Annotated in this window: 15 protein-coding genes, 1 tRNA gene and 1 riboswitch; of the genes, 11 read left to right on the top strand and 5 right to left on the bottom strand. The window is 40.2% G+C overall.

Annotation, left to right across the window (positions count from 1 at the left end):
* Positions 1-12 precede the first annotated feature (12 nt).
* The 6 genes from LQ201_RS02245 to LQ201_RS02220 all read left to right on the top strand — a co-directional run bounded on the left by LQ201_RS02245 (position 13) and on the right by LQ201_RS02220 (position 11519).
* On the top strand, positions 13-3168 hold the full coding sequence (locus tag LQ201_RS02245) for a SusC/RagA family TonB-linked outer membrane protein (RefSeq protein ID WP_230143831.1): 3156 nt from the start codon (positions 13-15) through the stop codon (positions 3166-3168).
* Between the two features lie 25 nt (positions 3169-3193).
* The gene (locus LQ201_RS02240) at positions 3194-4726 is read left to right on the top strand and encodes a RagB/SusD family nutrient uptake outer membrane protein (RefSeq protein WP_230143833.1); all 1533 of its coding nucleotides are present in this window, start codon (positions 3194-3196) and stop codon (positions 4724-4726) included.
* 15 nt (positions 4727-4741) lie between these two features.
* Positions 4742-5446 carry a fasciclin domain-containing protein gene (locus LQ201_RS02235; protein WP_230143834.1) on the top strand — a complete coding sequence of 235 codons (705 nt, stop codon included), beginning with the start codon at positions 4742-4744 and terminating at the stop codon, positions 5444-5446.
* A 46-nt stretch (positions 5447-5492) separates the two neighbouring features.
* Positions 5493-7154 (top strand): DUF5008 domain-containing protein, encoded by a 1662-nt coding sequence (locus LQ201_RS02230; RefSeq protein ID WP_230143835.1) that lies wholly within the window; start codon positions 5493-5495, stop codon positions 7152-7154.
* A 28-nt stretch (positions 7155-7182) separates the two neighbouring features.
* Positions 7183-8931: a LamG-like jellyroll fold domain-containing protein gene (locus LQ201_RS02225; RefSeq protein ID WP_230143836.1), complete on the top strand. Its 1749-nt coding sequence runs from the start codon at positions 7183-7185 to the stop codon at positions 8929-8931.
* Between the two features lie 122 nt (positions 8932-9053).
* Entirely contained in the window at positions 9054-11519 is a 2466-nt protein-coding gene (locus LQ201_RS02220; RefSeq protein ID WP_230143837.1) for a glycoside hydrolase N-terminal domain-containing protein, read from the top strand.
* Positions 11520-11665: 146 nt separating this feature from the next.
* On the opposite strand, the gene LQ201_RS02215 is transcribed toward LQ201_RS02220, so the two are convergent.
* Entirely contained in the window at positions 11666-12640 is a 975-nt protein-coding gene (locus LQ201_RS02215; RefSeq protein WP_230143838.1) for an AraC family transcriptional regulator, read from the bottom strand.
* Between the two features lie 296 nt (positions 12641-12936).
* On the opposite strand from LQ201_RS02215, the gene LQ201_RS02210 reads away from it, so the two are divergent.
* Positions 12937-13434, top strand: a complete 498-nt coding sequence (locus LQ201_RS02210) for a hypothetical protein (protein ID WP_230032684.1) — start codon at positions 12937-12939, stop codon at positions 13432-13434.
* Entirely contained in the window at positions 13427-14611 is a 1185-nt protein-coding gene (locus tag LQ201_RS02205; protein WP_230143839.1) for an NAD(P)/FAD-dependent oxidoreductase, read from the top strand. Before LQ201_RS02210 ends, LQ201_RS02205 begins: the two co-directional genes overlap by 8 nt.
* 132 nt (positions 14612-14743) lie before the next feature.
* On the opposite strand, the gene LQ201_RS02200 is transcribed toward LQ201_RS02205, so the two are convergent.
* On the bottom strand, positions 14744-15634 hold the full coding sequence (locus LQ201_RS02200) for a winged helix-turn-helix domain-containing protein (protein ID WP_230143840.1): 891 nt from the start codon (positions 15632-15634) through the stop codon (positions 14744-14746).
* A gap of 251 nt (positions 15635-15885) precedes the next feature.
* Between LQ201_RS02200 and LQ201_RS02195 the strand changes: the two genes are divergently transcribed.
* The 3 genes from LQ201_RS02195 to LQ201_RS02185 all read left to right on the top strand — a co-directional run bounded on the left by LQ201_RS02195 (position 15886) and on the right by LQ201_RS02185 (position 18569).
* Positions 15886-16734 (top strand): helix-turn-helix domain-containing protein, encoded by an 849-nt coding sequence (locus LQ201_RS02195; RefSeq protein WP_230143842.1) that lies wholly within the window; start codon positions 15886-15888, stop codon positions 16732-16734.
* A gap of 128 nt (positions 16735-16862) precedes the next feature.
* Positions 16863-18188 (top strand): amidohydrolase, encoded by a 1326-nt coding sequence (locus tag LQ201_RS02190; protein ID WP_230143844.1) that lies wholly within the window; start codon positions 16863-16865, stop codon positions 18186-18188.
* 105 nt (positions 18189-18293) lie between these two features.
* Entirely contained in the window at positions 18294-18569 is a 276-nt protein-coding gene (locus tag LQ201_RS02185) for a hypothetical protein (protein ID WP_230143846.1), read from the top strand.
* A gap of 478 nt (positions 18570-19047) precedes the next feature.
* Here the strand turns inward: LQ201_RS02185 and LQ201_RS02180 are convergent, their stop codons facing one another.
* The 3 genes from LQ201_RS02180 to LQ201_RS02170 all read right to left on the bottom strand — a co-directional run bounded on the left by LQ201_RS02180 (position 19048) and on the right by LQ201_RS02170 (position 20112).
* On the bottom strand, positions 19048-19482 hold the full coding sequence (locus tag LQ201_RS02180) for a DUF4833 domain-containing protein (protein WP_230143848.1): 435 nt from the start codon (positions 19480-19482) through the stop codon (positions 19048-19050).
* Positions 19483-19679: 197 nt separating this feature from the next.
* A complete protein-coding gene (locus tag LQ201_RS02175) occupies positions 19680-19859 on the bottom strand; it encodes a hypothetical protein (RefSeq protein WP_230143850.1) in 180 nt (59 codons plus the stop codon).
* A 79-nt stretch (positions 19860-19938) separates the two neighbouring features.
* Positions 19939-20037: riboswitch (SAM riboswitch) on the bottom strand.
* 4 nt (positions 20038-20041) lie between these two features.
* Positions 20042-20112, bottom strand: a tRNA-Cys gene (locus tag LQ201_RS02170).
* Between the last annotated feature and the right edge of the window lie 86 nt (positions 20113-20198).

The following is a 20198-nucleotide window of genomic DNA, read 5'->3' as shown; positions in this document are numbered from 1 at the left end:
AATATGATACAAATGACAAAGAGAATATTATTGCTCACGGTTTTTATAGCCGGCCTGTTGGTTCCGGGCTACCTGGCAGCACAGGTACAAAAAGTAATTGTTAAAGGAACTGTTATGGACAGGGAAACCAGACAGGGCATACCAGATGTAACAATTTTATTGGACGGTAAGCCACCAAAACCAACTTCTTTTACAGATCGTGATGGCAGATACACCATTGCAGTAGCTCCAGAATCAACCCTTATTTTTAGGTATATCGGCTATAACGAGAACCGGGTTAAAATTAAATCCGGACAGACTTTGTTGAACATTACCTTAGGCGCAAGTTCTTCTGATATGGAAGAGGTGGTTGTTCGGGGTTATCAGAAACGGTTAAAAGAAACCAGTACGGGATCTTCCTACGTGATCAGCGGAAAAGAAATCCAGGATATTCCTGTTTCCAATGCAGAGCAGCTGCTACAGGGTAAAGTTCCCGGCCTTAATATACAGGTAAATACCGGGGCACCCGGTTATCGTGGATCTGTAGCAATACGCGGTGTATCCGGAATTGACATTTCGGGTTCGGGAACCAGTTCGTTTTTAACGCCTACTTCTCCGCTTTATGTAATAGATGGCGTACCTGTAGAGGCTGATGCAAATTTCGAATACGGCTTCAATTCTGCAGGTCCAGGCGTTAGTCCGCTCTCGCTGATCCCGCCTGAGGATATTGGCAGTATTGAAGTGCTGAAAGATGCGCAGGCCACCTCACTTTATGGTTCAAGGGGCGCTTTTGGTGTTATCCTGATTACCACAAGGCGTGGTAATTCTAAAGTGCCAAGAATCCGCTATACCGCTAATTTTTTCGTTAACAAAAGTCCAAAACTCCGTGAAACCCTTGGAGGTAAATCTGAACGGGATGCCAAGATCAATGAAATTTTAACCATGGGGAATTATGTAGATGTGATGAAAATTTCCACTACACCAATCCTGGCCGACAGTTTAAATCCATATTATAACAATTCTACAGACTGGCAGGCGGTATTTTATCGCACAACCTATAATACCACACAGAACCTGAACATCGATGGAGGTAATGATAAATTCAATTACAAAACCAACTTTGGATATTATGGAGAAAAGGGAATTATAGAAAATACAGGGTATAAACGCTACAACCTAACCACAAATATGAACTATAAGCCAAATGATAAGTTTGGTGTATTTATAAATCTTGCCGGTGGTTTGGGAAAAAAGAATAAAGGCGATGGACAGGGGCTTTTTCAAACAGGCGTAGCAACCAATGCTTCGGTCTCCTCCTTGCTTCCGGGGCCATCATTATTTCAGACAACTAGCGGGGTACTATCGGCGCTGACCGTCAAAAATGACAATGTTGCCAAAAACCTGCGCTCCAATGTTGATGTGAACTTTATGGTGTTTCCTGGCTTTAGGGTTTCTTCAAGCGGTAGTTATGATTATGCGGTAGGAACAGAAGAAACATTTACACCAGCTGCTGCCAATTATTTGTACTCAGGTATTTATTCCTATAACGAACGGAATTCGACCTTGTATAACAGGAGCGGGTTCACTTATGCTAAGAGTTTCAAAGACGGTACGCATAATTTCTTTGTAAACTCGTTCGGTGAGGTGTACCTCAAAGATTATCAGGCGTCGTTTATTATACAGCAGCGTACACCGAACGATCAGTTTCAGGGCCCTTTGGGTGCGAGTAGTTTCGCTTCCAGGGGAGGAGGGGTGCTCGGAAATTACAAAAACGAACATGTGGTATCTTTCGCCAGTGCTTTTTCTTACGATTATAAGAAAAAGTATGTACTCGATCTTACCTACCGGCTTGATGCGTCATCTGTTTCTGGTTTTGATAATCCTTTTGCTAAAAATCCTTCTATTGGATTTAGATGGAATTTTAACAAAGAAAACTTTTTGGCTAATTCCAAATGGTTGTCATCCGGTGATATCCGCATGAGCTGGGGCAGGAATATCCAGCCTACTGGAAATATTTATTCCCTGTACGGAACATACGCACCAAACGGCAATTATGTAGGTGTTCCCCGTATCGGTATAAATTATGGCAGTTTACCCAATAGTGTTTTACAGCCATCAACCAATACTACGTATAATTTTGGTGTAGATATGGGCTTCTTCGATAGCAAAATAGAGTTTATGTTCGATGCCTACTATAAAAAAGTGACCAATCTAAAACGCGACATGACGCTTTCGAGTATGACCGGTTTTGGAAGTGTATCTAGTAATGATGCCGGCCTGATCGATTATGGTTATGAGCTGTCAGTGGTGCTGCGGCCTCTACCTAAAAATAGTCCCGTAAATTGGAGTATTTCTGTAAATGGTGCCATAAACCATGATGTGTTAACCCGCCTGCCTGGTAATATAAACCAGATCGTAATCGATGGAGACCCGACAAAAAACAACCCTGCAACCGTACTGCGAGTTGGCCGGAATACCCTGTCAAATTTTCTGTTGAACAATCAGGGGGTTTATGGCAGCAATACTGCGGTTCCTGTTGACCCTGCCACAGGGCTTTTGTACCGCACAGATAACAGTTCTACTGCATTTTTTAGGGCCGGAGACCCGATCTGGCAAGATTTAGACGGAGATTATGTATTAACGAATAAAGACCGGATGGTGTTGGGTAACTCACAGCCAATTGTAACCGGAGGATTAAATACCTATCTGTCCTACAAAAATTTCTCGCTGAATGTGAATGGTTCATTTACCTTAAAAAGAGATATCATTAACGATGCATTAGCCTCCAGGTTAAGGTTGGTTAGCAATCCTTTTGGATCGAGTGTATACTTACCACTTACTGATGTCAATTACTACGGTTCCTCTAGCGCAGGGGCGGCTTATCCAAACCCGTTTGACTATACCCGATCGGGCATAATTAACCCTTTCCGGTCTAACCAGTCACTCTTTCAAGAGGATGGCAGTTATTTTAAGTTGAACAATGTAACCTTTGGTTTTACCCTGGGAAAACAACTTGCAAAAAGAATGGGCCTTAATATGGCCAGGGTTTACCTCTCGGCAAATAATGTGGTTACTTTTTCTTCATATTCAGGGCCGAATCCGGAGAATGTTACCGCTTTAGGTTATGATTCTTCTGCAGGATATCCCGTTTCCCGCACCTATAACCTGGGTGTCAATGTAGAATTTTAATGATTTAACCCACAATCAAAAGAAAATGAAAACACACTCCTTTTATATACTACTTCTGGCAGTCTGCATCTCAAATTCTGCCTGTAAGAAATTTCTGGATGTAAAGCCCCTGGATAAATTAAGCGGCAATGTCTTTTGGCAGTCACGGTCTGATGTCGAATCATTTACCAGTGATCAATACGCTAACCTTAGAAACAAGTTTACCAGCACTTCTTTTATTCCCGCTACAGGCGAACTGCGTTCGGGATACATCCTGCCAGCTATATTAAATAATTCCAATTCTGTAGGGGAAAAAAATATCCGCCTGGTTTATACACAGTTTGCAACGAATAACCTGAAAACAAATACAGGTGTACTGTCATCTACCCAGGCCTGGAACGGGCTTGGCTTTGACTCAATCACCAAGTGGTATGAGTTTTATTCTGTTATACAGGGAGCCAACATCCTGTACGAACGGGTTAATAATGGCGTCCCTGGCCTCTCAGGTGATGATAAGAAAAGGTATCAGGCAGAGGCTGTGTTTCTGCGCTGCCTGACTTATTTTTTCATGGTCAGGTTATACGGCGATGTGCCATATTATACAAAAGCCTATCAGCAGGCCCCGTTGCCCAGGGAAAAAGCCGTATCTGTGATCAACCAATGTATCGCTGATCTTAAGGCAAACCTGGATGATTTACCATTGGTTTACCCTGATCCGGCATTAAGGGCTGTTAGGGCAACGAAAGGGGCGGCACTTGATCTGCTGATGAATATGAATATGTGGAATGCAGGCTTTGATAGTGGTAATAAGTTGAAATATTATCAGCAGACAGCAGATTTGGGCAGTGAATTAATAGGCAGCAACGTATACCAGTTACTTCCCCTTGATAACTTTAGTGAGGTAATGAAAGGCAGGAGCAATGAAGGGATCTTTGAATTCAACCAAAGTATAAATTATGAGTCTGCACCTAATTTTCGAGCTTTTTTTGGAGAGATGATGCTTAGATATCCGAATAAAAATAGCGGAACAGACAACAGCTCAAGCCACGCTTATTTTAGGGCAGATTACCTGCTGCGTTTGTATCCGGCAGGTATAGCAGATAAGCGTAAGGATCTTTGGTTTGACAACAGTATGTTCAGCCAGGATGGGAATTTTCAACTGCTCAAATTTAAAGGCAACCTGGCATCTAACCAGAGTAGCCCGGAATGGGGCCTGATCATTTTTAGATTCGCCGAAGCAATTTTGCTCAGGGCTGAAGCGCTTGCAGAGCTGGGCGGACAGGATGCAGAAGCAATAAAAATGCTGAATATGATAAGACGCAGGGCCGTGGCACCTGAGTATGTAGGAATTGGTGGACAAGACCTGAAAAATGCAATCTTCAATGAGCGCTGTAAGGAACTGATGGGTGAAGGACACCTGTATTTCGACCTGATCAGGACCGGACGGATCTTAAACCCGCAATGGACACTCAATCCGCTTTCAGCTGATCAGTTTGCCAGGGGCGGATGGACCTGGCCGATAGACGTTTCCGCACTATACAACAATCCATACATGAAATTAAACGAGTACTGGCAATAATAAATGCTAAGCGATATGAGAAATTATTTTAAAAAAATAAGATGGGGGCTGGGATTATTTTCTTTGATCCTGTTATTATTGGCTTCCTGTAAAAAAGATAAATATTATTTTGACGGTGGTAAATCTGATCCCAATTTCAAAGGGACTATGCTTCAATACTTGCAGTCAAAGCCTCTGCAGTTCGATACAATTGCACAGATTATAAAAATTGCTGGTCTTGAAAAGGAGTTTCAGCAGGATGAGCTGACATTTTTTGCACCAACAGATCTGTCGGTCAGGTCGGCTTTAAAAAATGTCAATAACTACCTCTACCAAACCGGTAAAGACACGCTTAAAGTGCTGACTGACATTCAGCCACAGATCTGGCGTAAGTACCTGATGATGTATATGTTCAAAGGTGCAAACAGCATGAAAGATTATTACCAGCTGGATATCAATCTTAAATCGGTTTATCCCGGACAGAACTATTATTCTTATAACAATGTGATTTTTAACATCGGGGTGATATTTGAAGACATCAACGGGATCAAATATGCAGGTTACAGGCATCTTACGATCGGTTATATCACAGATCTCAATAAACCTACTGATAGCTGGGTTAGTGCCGATATTTCATCATCAGATATTAAACCGCTTAATGGTGTGGTACATACATTGAATACCAATCATATTTTCGGATTTGATTACGGATTTGTTTATGATGTTTATGCCGGTAAATGATGAGGATATTCAAATTTTATAAAGCGGATTATTTAAAATTAAGATAATGAATTCAAAATATATCAGTTTAACACTGGCTTTTTTAACCATACTTTTTATTACGGCCTGTAAGAAAAGTGAAGTTTATGAAAATCCCTATGAGGGTGGAAAGCAACCCTTGGGGATTAGTCTCAGTCTCAGCACGGCTCCTGTGCCTCAGGAAGCAACTGGCGGAAGTACGGTTACATTTGCGGCAACAGGTTTATTGCCGTATAAAGACCTGGCTGTATTTTCCTTCAATGGGCAGAAGGCTGAAATACTCAGTATTACGGCAACGGGCATTACCGTCAAAGTGCCTGAAGATGCCAGTACGGGCGTTGCTACCCTATCTATAAACGATCAGGTGTTTTTTGGACCAAGGTTTAAGGTCGGTGGAAAGATTAGTATCGATCCGGAGTTTAGGGTTAGCGGTGGCGCAAACAGAGACATTTTTGCTTATTACCCATTAACAGATGACCGCTTTATTTTTCTTGGCGCATTTACCGATTATGATGGCAAAGGCATCATCACTCCGGTAAACCGCATTGTACGCGCATTTAAAAATGGGGGTGCCGATATTTCTTTCCGTTCGGGCGGCGCAGACGGCTCATTGTACGGCATTGCTCCCCTGGGGGATAAATATATAACCGCAGGCAGTTTTTCGGGCTTTTACTTTAACGGCGGAAGATCCATTTTGACAAATATTAACAATATTACCCAGCTTAGCGCCAGTGGCGAAATAGATTCGGTGCTTGTAGACACCTATAGTACCAACCATAGCTTGGCTCCGGGCATTCCGGCTACAGGAAAGAAAAAGGCCGTTCCTGCTTTTAATGGAGGGACTAATTCTACCATTGGAAAAATTTATAATTACCAGAATAAATTAACAGCAACCGGTAATTTCAAATATTATATCAGCAAACGATATGATATTTCCAGGAAGCCTGTCGTAATCTCTGGCGTCACCCTTTATGCCGATAGTATTGTTATCGACAGTGTGGAGACCCCTCAGGTTGTCCGTTTCAATGCCGATGGATCACTGGACAAAACGTTCAGGTTCAATAGTACAAATAATATGGGCTTGCCTGCCGGAAACGGGTTTGTATCCAGCTCCTATATGCAGGCTGACGGAAAGCTGATTGTGGTTGGATCTTTCAATAAGTTTGATGAGCTTCCTGCCGGGCGCATCGTCCGGTTGAATTTAAATGGAACAGTAGATCCCGTTTTTAACTCCGGTACAGGCGCAGATCAGTCCATAGGTTCGATAACCTACAATCCGCTTAACCGGAAGTATTTAATTACTGGTTCTTTTACCAGCTACAACGGCGTTCCAGCCAAAGGAATCGCCTTGCTTGATGAAGATGGTTCCATCGATCAGTCATTTGTAGCAAAAGGGTTCTCTGCTGATGGCGGTGCCAATTTTGCCAAACAACTCTCAAACGGTATGATCGTAGTGAGCGGTGTCTTTTCCACTTATAATGGAATCAGGCGATCAGGCTTTATGGTGTTAACACCTACGGGAGATCTGGCTAGGGGGTACAATGCGATCGGAAGCATCAAGGGATATGTGAATGATCTTTATGAAACAACCAATTCAACCGGGCAGATGGCTGTTATGCTTATCGGATCTTTTAGCCAGATCGATGGTACGGGAGCAAACAATATTACCCGCTTAGTATTTGAAAAATAGACCTGAAAATCTTTTAATAGTTAAGAAAATGAAGAATTATAGATTGATAACAGGCATGATAGCACTTTTTACCCTGGGTATTGTGGTATTATCATGCAATAGTGGATTTGATAAGCTGCTGCCTTCAAAGGAGTACAGCGATTCGACATCAGCGGTAGCAAAAAGCAGGAAAGTTTTATACCTGATTGTGGATGGGGCAAGAGGCTGGTCGGTACGGGATGCGCAGGCTCCTAATATTACTGCATTGACTAAAAATGCGACCTATTCGTGGAATTCGCTAAGCGATAGTCTGTCAAATAATGGCAATGGCTGGGCAGATTTACTTACGGGTGTTAATAAAGCAAAACATAAAATTATTGACGATTCTTTTACCGGAAATAAACTGGATCAGTATCCGGAAATCTTCCAGCGGGTTAAATCTATAAAACCAGATACAAGAACAGCCGCATTTGCTGCCTCGGCATTGTTTAAAGATAAATTAACTACAGGTGCCGATATCAGTCAATCCTACAGTACTGATGCAGAAGTTAAAACCGCAATTATTTCTGAACTTGGAAACGATGCCTCTGCTCTGATAGTAGGGCAGTTTGGAGCGGTTAATGCAGCGGGAATCCAATTTGGGTACGACAATTCTTTTCCGGCTTATAAAAGTGCCATTTTACAGTTTGATCAATATCTTGGAGAAATCCTCATGGCATTGAAATCCAGAAAGAACTATGTAAAAGAGGATTGGCTGATCGTGCTGACTTCCAATCACGGCGGACAAGCAGTAATCCCGGTTGAGCAGGATGACAAAACCATTTTTAGCTATCCTAAAGCCAATACATTTACAGTTATAGCCAACATCAGTTATAAGCCGTATCTGGTTGATAAACCGTTCACCGGTAATAAGTATACGGGTAAATTTTTGCGCTTGTATTCCAATCCCGCCAGTTCAGCTGCAACTCCGGCGACCTCGGTCCGGGCTGAAGTCAAGAACAACAATAACATTTATAATTTCGGAGATACCATATCTTTTACGATCGAATTAAAGGTCAAAAAAAATATTCGCGGTACCAGTTATCGATATGAATGGCCGGTATTTTTCTCTAAAAGATTTGATAAGACCAAAAAGGTCGGAAACGGATGGGCATTTGGTTGGGAGTCGGATAAATGGCGGTTTTTTATGGGAACACCCGGCCAGGATCATCAAGCGGCCGACGATCCAACGAATCTTATCGATGGAAATTGGCATAGTCTTGCTGTTGTGGTTCTGAACCGCGATTTTAAAAGAGTAATCCGCTATTTCCGCGATGGCAAATATGTGGCAGAGAAAATATTGCCAGACAATTTCGGAACAATGAATAACTCCGCACCCTTACAAATGGGCCTCATTCCCGTTGATCTTAATAATCCTTTTGATGGTTACCTTAGTGATATCCGCATCTGGAAAGCGGCACTACCGGATGCTGTGATTTTCCAATTTTCCTGCGATACAAGGGTCAATCAATCGCACCCGTACTGGAACCGCCTAATTGGTTACTGGCCGGCAAATGATGGCAGTGGCCTAATTATTAAAGATGAAAGCCCAGCCAAGAACGATTTTTATATTTCCGTTGGTACCGGTACTACTTTACAGTGGGATACTTTAAATGATATCATCTGTCCGCCTCCCACAGGCGATTTGGCCTTACTGGTTCCTAAAACAACAGATCTTACACGCCAGATCCTGAGCTGGCTGGCCATTGCGCCACCTGATAGCTGGAAACTGGATGGAAGGGTCTGGTTAAATCAATAGAATCTTTATCTGCTTTGATGAGAACGAAGAAATTCCGTTCATCCATCAAAACAGATTTTTAAATACATTTAAAATCAACTTGGCCAGTCCTGATAATGGCCGTGAATTAATTTAATCACAATATGAAGTATTTATTGACCTGCTTTTTGTCTTTTTTCTCTCTCTATGGTTTTTCTCAACATAACAATAGTTTAAAATTGTGGTATAACAAACCGGCAGAGAAATGGGTAGAGGCTTTACCGGTTGGGAATGGAAGAATCGGGGCCATGGTTTTTGGAGGAATAGAACAAGAACTTTTGCAGCTTAATGAAAGCACATTGTGGAGCGGTGGCCCCGTAAAAAAGGGTGTAAACCCCGAAGCTAAAAATTACCTTCCCATATTGCGCGAAGCATTATTGAAAAATGAAGATTATACACAGGCAAACCAGCTTTCAAAAAAAATGCAGGGACTGTATTCAACGTTCTATTTGCCAATGGGCGATATAATGATCAAACACGATTTTGGAAGCTCGAAAGCCGATAATTATTACCGGGATTTGAATCTGACAAACGGACTGTCTACTACGCAGTTTACTGTTAATGGTGTAGAATATACGCGGGAGATTTTTACTTCTGCCCCAGATAACATAATGGTAGTCAGAATCAGGGCAAATCAGGTTGGTAAACTCAAATTTACGGTAGCTGTAAATAGCTTGCTTAATTACCGGTTATCCACGCAGCTTAATAACGAACTAATTGTAAGCGGCAAGGCACCGGTCAATGTAAATCCGTCTAATCCTAAAGGTGTAGAGCCGCTTATTTACGGAGATACGGGCCGATGCAACGGGATGCGGTTTCAATATCGGATAAAAGCAATAAGCAAAGATGGAAGTGTGAATACGCAAAACGATCATTTGCTCATATCTGGTGCTACAGAAGTCTGGTTATATGTAGCTGCGGCGACAAGCTATAATGGCTTTGATAAATGTCCGGATAAAGAGGGGAAAGATGAAAAAAAACTGGTTTCCGATTTGATTGATAAAGCCTCCAAAAAGACTTATCTAAATGTTTTTAATGCACATGTTGCCGATTTTAAAAAATATTTTGATCGGGTGTCTTTCCATGTTAAAGATACTTTGGTTAATAATCCTAATGCTAATCTGCCCTCTAATGAAAGGTTGAAGGGGTATGCTTCTGGAATTTATGATCCAGGCCTGGAAACGTTATATTTTCAATATGGAAGATACCTGCTGATGTCCTCATCCCGCCCGGGCGGACCGCCGGCTAATCTTCAGGGAATCTGGAACAAGGAGCTGCTGGCACCATGGAGATCAAATTATACCATTAATATCAATACCGAGATGAATTACTGGCCTGCAGAAATAACCAATCTTTCAGAAATGCATATGCCGCTTTTGAACTGGATACAAAGTTTGTCAAAAACAGGAAAGGTAACTGCAAGGGAATTTTACAACGCAAACGGTTGGGTTGCACACCACAATTCAGATTTGTGGGCTTTAAGCAATCCTGTAGGAGACAAAGGTGCCGGCGATCCCTCTTGGGCAAACTGGGCAATGGGTGGAAACTGGCTTTGCCAGCATTTGTATGAACATTACCGGTACACAGGAGATAAGAAATTCCTTGCAGAAAAAGCCTACCCCGTGATGAAGGAAGCTGCACTTTTTACATTAGACTGGCTGGTTGAAGACAAGGATGGTTATCTGGTTACAGCGCCTGCAACCTCTCCTGAAAATAAGTTTAAAGACATGGCAGGAAATCAACAGTCGGTGTCTGTAGCAACCACAATGGATATGTCCATCATCAGGGATCTTTTTGCAAACGTGATTGACGCTGCAAATGTTATAGGTACTGATCATACTTTCCATGATTTACTGATTTCAAAACAAAAGAAACTCTATCCGCTAAAGATCGGAAGTAAAGGACAGATCCAGGAGTGGTATAAGGATTTTACTGAAACAGATATCCATCACAGGCATGTTTCTCACCTTTTTGGTTTATATCCAGGCAGCGAGATCTCACCCTTAACACCAGGGTATTTTGCGGCAGCACGAAAATCCCTTGAAATACGGGGAGACGATGGTACCGGCTGGAGTAAAGGCTGGAAGATTAATTGGTGGGCAAGACTACAGGATGGAGACCATGCTTATAGCCTGATCCGGCAATTGTTAAACTATGTTGAAACCACTGGAGGCAGTGTTAAGGGCGGTGGTACCTATCCGAATTTTTTTGATGCACATCCGCCCTTTCAGATTGATGGCAATTTTGCCGGTACTGCCGGAATGGCTGAAATGCTGATGCAGAGTCACCTTGGCTTTATCCAGTTATTGCCAGCATTACCAAAAGCCTGGAATGAAGGTGAAATAAAAGGCCTTAAAGCCCGGGGAGGATTTGAGATAGCGATTACCTGGAAAAATATGAAGTTGCAGGCCGGGTCAATAAAATCAATAAATGGAAACGAATGTATTTTGCAGACAGATCTGCCAATAAGGATAAATGGAGCAAAGGCCAGCTCCAAAAAAAATACCGGAGGTTACGAGACTAAGTTTAAAACCAGTAAAAATAAAACCTATCAATTTACCGCTTTATAGCAAAATTTGCGATAGGTGCGGCCTTAGCTTTAATTTGAAGACGAGCGCAATAGACTGCTGGCTAAATTAGGCCATTTGCCATATGGTTTTTTGGAATTTAACAGCCTATTTTATTTAGAACATTTTTATCTGGTAGTTCTTTGTCTTTAACGTCTCACCCGGCTTGGAGGGATAGCGAACTTTCTCTTGAATGCACTACTAAAATGCTGCAATGAACAGTAGCCCAGTTCAAAAGCGATTTCGGTAGCTTGTTTTTTACCTTCGAGCAGATCATTTTTTGCAAGATCCAAACGTAAGTCGGATAAATAAGAAAAAGCCGTCTGATTAAACATTTCTTTAAATCCCCGCTTGAGTTTATATTCATTTATCCCCACTATTTTTGCCAATTCTACCAGCGTTGGTGGCGATTCAATGTTTTTAACCAAATAATCACGGGCAAATACAATCCGTTCTTTGTCGTAATCATGTTTTATGTATTCAGATTTTGAATTTTGAAAGTTATTAAACGATTCGGCTTGCAAAACAAGTAGTTCAATCGTTTTCGAAAGAAGAAACAACCGCTTTAACCCACTTGTATAATCACAGTTCAAAATTGAATTAATACAGGTCTGTAAGGGTAGATCAATATTTAGATTAGCATTTGAAAAAGCTATAGGTGTTCCCGAAACTATTTTCTCCGCAAACTGCTTAAGGGAATCATTCCCATCTTTTGACATCGTTAAAAAAGAATCCTTTGCAAATTGAATCATAAATGATTTCATCCGCAACTCATCAAACTTCATTTTACCTTCAGCACTGGTGCCATAGAATAAATTATGCTGATTCCCGTTCAACTCAAAAGAATTGCTCATCCCATCCTGTTTTATTGAAGTTCTTCCCTGCAAATTAAAGTGCATGGTTACCAATTCCGTATCTCCTCTCCAATCCAGTTCGGTTGGTTTATCCAGCTCGGTTTCGGAATATATAATCTTGATACCATCAAAAAGCCACTGTTTTGCCGTCAAACGTCCAAAAGGGATATTTATTTTAAAGGCATCTTCTTTAAAACCGTGATTATTAAAGTCATTTTCATCAAAGACCGTTTTGAATGTCTTTTTATCATTTCTTAATTCAAATCCCATTGCTCCCTAATATATCAGTTTAACTCCTTTTTTTACAAGCTTATCTTTTGATCGTGCGATAATTTTGCATCATAAGGTATGTATGGAATATACAAAAATCGAAGTTAGAAAAAAATCACTGGCCTAATGACTACCCCAAATGATAAAATGGAAACATAAGTATATGCCAACAAAACAATTGAAATTAATCAATTGGGAGATGGGCCTATTTATTACTCCGTAAATGCTGTGCTGTATGATATAAATAAAAGAGGAGAAGGTAAAGTCGAACACATTTAGCAACGATAATTTTAAACATGGAAAATACACAACAATATTCGAAATCCACCCAATGGTTATTTTATTCCATCTGTGCTTACTTTATAATGAACGGCGCTCAGGTGTGGGAAACTGCGCTAATGGTTCCTGCGTGGACAGCAGCCCCGCCTTCCTCCTTAATCTTTTTTCAAAAACCCTATGGCTTGGATTTTAAAGTGTTCTGGATAATTGTACATGGGATACATGAAATAATATTTGTTGCAGCTTTAATTTTTAACTGGAAGATAAAGAAACGCAGAAGGATGATTGCATTGGTTCTTATCGGACATATTGCAGTCAGGGCATGGACATTAATGTATTTCGCGCCAACTATCATGGAGTTCCAGCGAATACCCTATAGCGATACTGTTAATATATTCCTGCAAGAAAAAGCAGCACAATGGCGCAATTTAAACTATGTGAGGGTGGCGATATTTTTTACACTAAACTTTTTACTGATACCAGGATTAAAAATAAAAGAGAAAAACAATGAATAAAAAAGCAATAATAATTGGTGCAGGTGTTGCAGGACCAATACTGGCTTTACAACTGAAAAAAATAGGCTTTAATGCTGAAATATTTGAATCGAGATCAGAAGACAATACAAAAGAGGGAGCCTTTTTGGGACTTACCCCCAATGGCTTGAATGTATTGAAAGAATTTATTGATTTGAGGATGCTCAAAGATGACTATACGCCTGGCGCAATGAGATTTTTCAATTCCAAAGGAAAACAGATAGCAGAACTGGGTACAGCTTATCAGAAAAAGCAATACGGTGTAGAAACATTGCAGTTAAAACGGGCAAATCTTAATAAATATGCCCAGATAGCAGCTGCTGACGCTGGCATAAAAATAGGATATGATAAGAAATTTGTCCGTTATGATGAAACAAATGACCAGGTAACAGCGTATTTTGCTGATGGAACTATGGCGACTGGTGATATTATGATCGGCTGTGATGGAATGTTTTCTGAAGTTAGAAACCAGTTGTTTCCGGAAGTTTCTGCAATCAAATACACAAAGCTTATCTCTACCGGTGGTTATGCCAAGATACCCGAACTTTCAGCACCCCTGGATACCATACGAATGGCTTTTGGAGAAAGGGGATTTTTTGCCTATTCGGTTTCTGATAAAGGGGAAGTCTGGTGGTTCAATAATTATTTTAGAGCGCAGCAGCCAAAGCCACAGGAAATAGAGAAAACATTAAAAACTGAAATTCAGGACCATTTAATAAATGTCCATAAAAATGATGATCCTTTATTCTCCAAAATAATCAGAAACAGCCACGAGATTATTGCCTACCCTATTTATGATGTACCCAAACTTTCGCATTGGTATAAAGGCAGGGTCTGTCTTATTGGAGACGCTGCACATGGTATTTCTCCACATATTGGCCAAGGAGCATCACTGGCATTAGAAGATACTGTTGTAATTGCGGAGCTGTTAAAATTACATGAAGACTATAGAACTGTATTTCAGATTTTCCAATCCAAACGCCAGCCCAGGGTAGAAAAAGTGATAAAAAGTGCTAGAAAATTAGGCGATACTAAAACAAAAACTAACCCGATAGCAGCATGGTTCCGCGACTGCTTAATTGGGTTCTTTATTGGTAAACAAATTCAACAGCTTGATTGGATTTATGGCTGGACTTATTCAGACAAGAATAACAGTTAGTACAAGAGCATCAGATAGAATTTAAATTTAAAAAGTATAGACTCTTTTTAATGATAAATCATATTAGTAGTTCCCAATAAAGTTTAAAAATGCCAAATTGAATGCTAAAATATCACATCAGGAAGATTCTTCTTAAGTGTTAATTTCAAGCTTATATCCTTTGCCGCGTACAACGACAATATTGATATTCGGATCATCTTCAAGCTTTTTTCTAAGTTTTGATATGAACATATCCAAACTTCGGCCCACAATAACACCATCATCTTCCCATATCTCTTTTTGTAACCGGCTTCTGTCTATAGTTTCATTGGGTGACAATGCGAAAATAAGCAATACACGGGTTTCCGTTCCGGTTAGTTCTATTGTTTTTCCATTTATTGTAAGCTTCCGATTTTTCGCATCGAACAATACCGAGCCCAAAGTGAATAGGCCAGTATACTCGCCGTTAGGTAAAGTTTTTCGCCGCTTAACAGCGCTCAAGAAAATAAATCCAACAAAGGCTAAAAGTGGCAGGCCAACCAGAAGATATCTATTTTTGGCTGTATTTATGCCGGTCGGTTTGAACTTAATGTTGATCATGTAACATGCCTTAGGCTGTTTTCTTCCTCTGCAGGTTACAATGTCATCTTTTTTGTTTTTGGATATGGCATATCCATAAGCTACACTGGCATTGCCACAGTTTAGTACATTAACAACATAATCACTTGTGAGCGGATCTTTGGTAAACAAACGCTGAGTGGTATTCACCAGGGAGTCGGGTTGAAAAGTCAGCTCATTCTCAAACGCGATCTGGTATTCATTTTCAGCGATCTTTTTTATGGGAAGAACCCTCGATATACTGTCGCCCGATTGGAGGAGTAGTTCATGTCCTATCCGGCGGAGCAAAACTTCCCTTCTGGCGATATCAAAGTCGTTACAGCCAGCCATACTGAAAGCTACACAGATTGCAGCGATAAACAAAAGTATTATCGATCCAAACAAGTATTTGCGTTTCTCGAAGAGGAGATTTCGGCTAAGATGCATGGTGTCAGGTTTTTATTTACAAAGGTTGCATTTTTATTTACAATCCTTGTTCTTCAGCCGGAAAGATATCAAAGTAATTTCGATGAATCAATTTTATCCGATATGAAACCATCATGATTTTGCCGAAGCTACAGGATATAAAATTTAAATCATGATCCTTCATCTCCATAAAACCTGCGTAATAATACTCCTTCATTCACTTTCCATCTTCTTTTTTCGTAACTTCTATACAAAAATGGTATTTTTCGCCGATGGATGTGATTGCAAATTTTCCTATACTCGATATCAGTGAATTCTGGCCCGAGCAAGATTCGGGAAATAACTTGCTGTATCATGAAATAATTGGAAAAAGGCATATCGAAAAACCACATAAACATGATTTTTTCCTTTTTATGCTTTTTGAGGAGGGAAGCGGCATACACACCATCGATTTTGTAGATCACCAGGTCACTGGGAATCAGTTGCACTTATTGTTTCCCGAGCAGATCCATAAATGGGAGCTCGGCGAAGAAACCCTTGCCCATCAACTTATGATCAGTAGGAGCATATTCGAAACGCTGGCCAATTCTTTACGCTTTTCATTAATCTTATACCAAAATTATCCGGTAATAAACTTAAGTACCGAAGCTTATGGAAAAATCCTGTATGAATTTCAGCGCATCAGATCCGAACTCGCAAAGCCTGCCATACTTTGGGAAATTATCAATGCCAGGATCAGGCTTATTGCGCTGATGGTTAGTGAAGAAGCAGAAACATTGTTCAATAACCAAACGGTTTACCAAACCAAACCGATGCTTTTTAAATATCGCTCGCTGATCGATATGCATTTTAAGAAGGAAAAACTTGTTGGATTTTACGCCGATCAGTTAAATATTTCGGCAAACTATCTGAACATGCTCTGTAAAAAGCATTTTCATGTATCAGCCACTGCACTCATTCACGAACGTTTAATCCTCGAAGCAAAACGGATTTTATTAACGACCGAAAGACCCATTAAAGCGATTGCCTTCGATCTTGGGTTTTATGACGTCGCTTATTTTTCTAAATTCTTTAAAAATCAAACCCGAATTACCCCACGTGCATTTCGCGAACAGTTATGAATTGAGCAAGATATAAGCTGTAAATTCGATAAATAAGTATGGATAGTTATAAATGATACAAGTTTTAATATAAATCCTACTATTCATAAACATAACAGAAGGTTATTTTTGTAACAAATAATCCTGTTATGATAAACCCAAATTCGATCTCGAGAAAAGACTTTATTAAAAGCTCATCTATTTTGCTTGCAAGCACTTGTTTACTCTCAGCAGAACAGGCCATTGCAAATGAAAATGTAAACCGTTTTTCAGGAAAAACCTTGACCTTAAAAAATGTTAGGCTCGAAACGGGATTCGAATATGATCAGGACGAGGTAGTCAAAACAAAAACCGAACTTTTCATTATTGAGATTGAAGACGGTAAGGTGAAGCATGTTCTTCCTAATAAGCCTGATGCAAAAGCAATCGACGCAAAGGGATTGTTAATGCTCCCGGCTTTCAGGGATATGCACATCCATCTGGATAAAACCTATTATGGATTGCCGTGGCAGGCGCATTTGAAGAAGAATAGATCTGTAAAGGATATGATTGCTTTTGAGCAACAGATAATTCCTGAGCTGTTAAAAACTTCTATACCACGTAGTGAAAAATTAATTGAGTTACTTCAATCTTATGGAACAAGTTATGCAAGGTCGCATGTAAATATCGATCCTACCTCTGGATTAGACTCGCTGAAACATTTAGAAACAGCACTATTGCATAAAAATAAATCTTTTCGGGCCGAGTTGGTGGCTTTCCCACAGCATGGCATATATTATACTAAATCTGCAGAACTGCTGAAAGAAGCAGCCAAAATGGATATAGACTTTATTGGTGGCCTTGATCCAACTTCAATTGATGGCGGTATTGAAAAACACATGGATTTTGTGGTACAACTGGCATTGGACAATGGAAAGGGGATTGATATCCACCTCCACGAATCAGGCGAATCTGGTTTGAAAACAATCGAATACCTGATTGATAAAGTAATGGAAAACCCATCGCTGAAAGGAAAAACCTATGTAAGCCATGCTTTTGCATTGAGGTATCTCGATAAGGCCAAAACCGAAGAAATTGCTGAAAAACTTGGCGCTGCAAAAATGGGAATAGCTTCAACGATTCCGCTTTCTGGTAATCCAATGCCCATCCCTGCACTGTACAAGTATGGTGTAGAAGTGGTAGCGGGGAATGATTGTATCGTTGACCATTGGAATACTTTTGGTACAGGAAGCATTTTGCAAAAGGCCAATATAGCTGCTCAAATTTATGGCTATCGTACAGAATTTGAACTTTCAAGGATCTTGAAACTGGCTACAGGTAATATTCTTCCCTTAGATGATAAGGGAAATAGACAATGGCCTAACACAGGCGATAAAGCCAATCTGGTGCTGGTTGATGCCAGTTGCTCTGCAGAAGCCGTATCAAGGGTATCACCTGTTAAATCACTCATCCATGCTGGAAACCTGGTTTTCTGATTAAATGAAGATGGATTGAAATATTTCTGATAGAATAAGCTTATGACCTGTGTTTTTTGTAAAAAAATCTTATCTTGATTTTACACACAAATAAATCTTAAGGATATGAAAATCACATTAGACACAAAATCCCTTTTATTAGGATTCTTGGGCGCAGGCTTAATGTTTACGGCCATCAGTTTTAAAAACGGACAAGATCAAACCGGTGGAAGGTACCGCACCGAAGTAAACGCCAACAATCTTGTCGTTATCCTCGATACTGAAACCGGAAATTATATCATTGGCTCGGGCATGCAGTCGTTTGGAAAAGTACAATGGATAAAGGGAGAGTTTGACAAAACATTTAGTACAGCGTTAGACAATAAAAAAGAGCCGAAATAATCAACTGTATCATAAACGAGATGAATCCATGGTCTGTGTCTCACAGACCATCTTTGTTTTTTACCATAAGAAAAGTCTCATAAGGTTGTCATCCTGAGAGGGTAATTTATTTCATAATGATCAAAATAAATGACGTTGAAATATCAGGCGGTATATAATTCCCCTCTTTTAGAGGGGTGTCCGCAGGACGGGGTGTTTATTCGTCCTGGCCGGACAGGCCTTTTTCTTTTGGCACCAAAAGAAACAAAAGTGTCGGCTGAAAATTTTTGTATTGAAGTTTCTGCATGGGCTTGGCCTGTGGATTCCCAAAAATTTGTTAGGCCGATTTAAGTAGAACGGGGATACAGCGCTATGGCCTAGCTGGATGGAAATGCGATAGCGGCTAAAATATTAATTAATAATGATTTGTAAAATAACGTCAATGGTAGCGGAGTCGAAGGACCTTATTACAATTAACTAAAGGTAATGAAGAATAAGTTTACTTCACACTTATCCGTTCCACTACTGGTTTGCCTGTCGATTCTTCTGTGCCTTCCACTTCCGCATATTTTACATTCGGAAGCCAGAAACTGCCACCCTGTATCCTGATAAACAAGCGCGTAACCCTGACGGTCCGGTTATTTAGGGTTACCGAAACGTGATAGCTTTTATCACTATACTTCTGTAGATAAAAAGGAAGTTTTTTATGCGATACAAACCTGAATTCATATTTATCTGACCCCAATTCCTTCGTATCGATACCATATGCAAACTTCCTTTGGATGTAGCCTAGGTCTTTTTTCTGTCCTTTTTCACCATAGCGGATCCAATAAACCTGAATAGGCGCATTAGCATTAATGCTGCCATTTTCTTTCAGGTTTAGTGCATAGATCAGGGTATTGGTATTCGGGTCACGTTGAAGATAAAATAACATGTGATCTACATTTCTAGGCGTAGGAAAACTGATAGGGGAAGGATCTTTCGATTGTGCCCTTGCTTGGGTCGAAAAGAGGAAAAAGATTAAAACTATAGTGAATAAGGTTTTGAGTAAAATGGGTAGTCTGGGAGGTGTTGAATACATTTTAGGCTTGTTATTTAAAAGAGCGTTTAAACTAAAGGTTTGAATATTTTTTATGTGCCGGTTTTGGGTTGATCATGTGGAATTTCTTCATTGATCTCATTAAGTTGTTCATTATAAAGCCGGTCTGATTCTGCCTTACAATGTTCATAATCATCTAATTTTTCGCAAGAAGTGTTTCCGTGGATCTCGAAAAAATCCCTGATGGATGGATAATCAAAATAAACTGACATATTATTAAATTTAGGTTACCAATTTTGGAAGGGATAGCCATTGATCGTTCGCCGAAAACAGTATAGGGATCTGCTTTCAAACTCATCTTTCTGCCATTGCAGAAGGAATTAGCACCTTGTTAATCAACAGGTTGCTAAGACATCAAAGGGCCATTCCCTACGTCTTTCTTGATAAGTATTAGACGTCATGGACGGAATCGAACCGCCGTACTAGGTTTTGCAGACCTTTACCTAACCACTCGGCCACATGACTATATGATCTTTTCAAGCAGCTTTAGATTCACTTTTTGAAGAAGACTTAGCAAAAGTAAAAATAATTACTATAATTTCTATAGAAAT

It is taken from the genome of Pedobacter sp. Bi126 (assembly GCF_918698245.1).
Taxonomy (GTDB): Bacteria; Bacteroidota; Bacteroidia; order Sphingobacteriales; family Sphingobacteriaceae; genus Pedobacter.
Note: the sequence above shows the minus strand (reverse complement) of the source record. Positions and strands in the feature narration are given on the sequence as shown.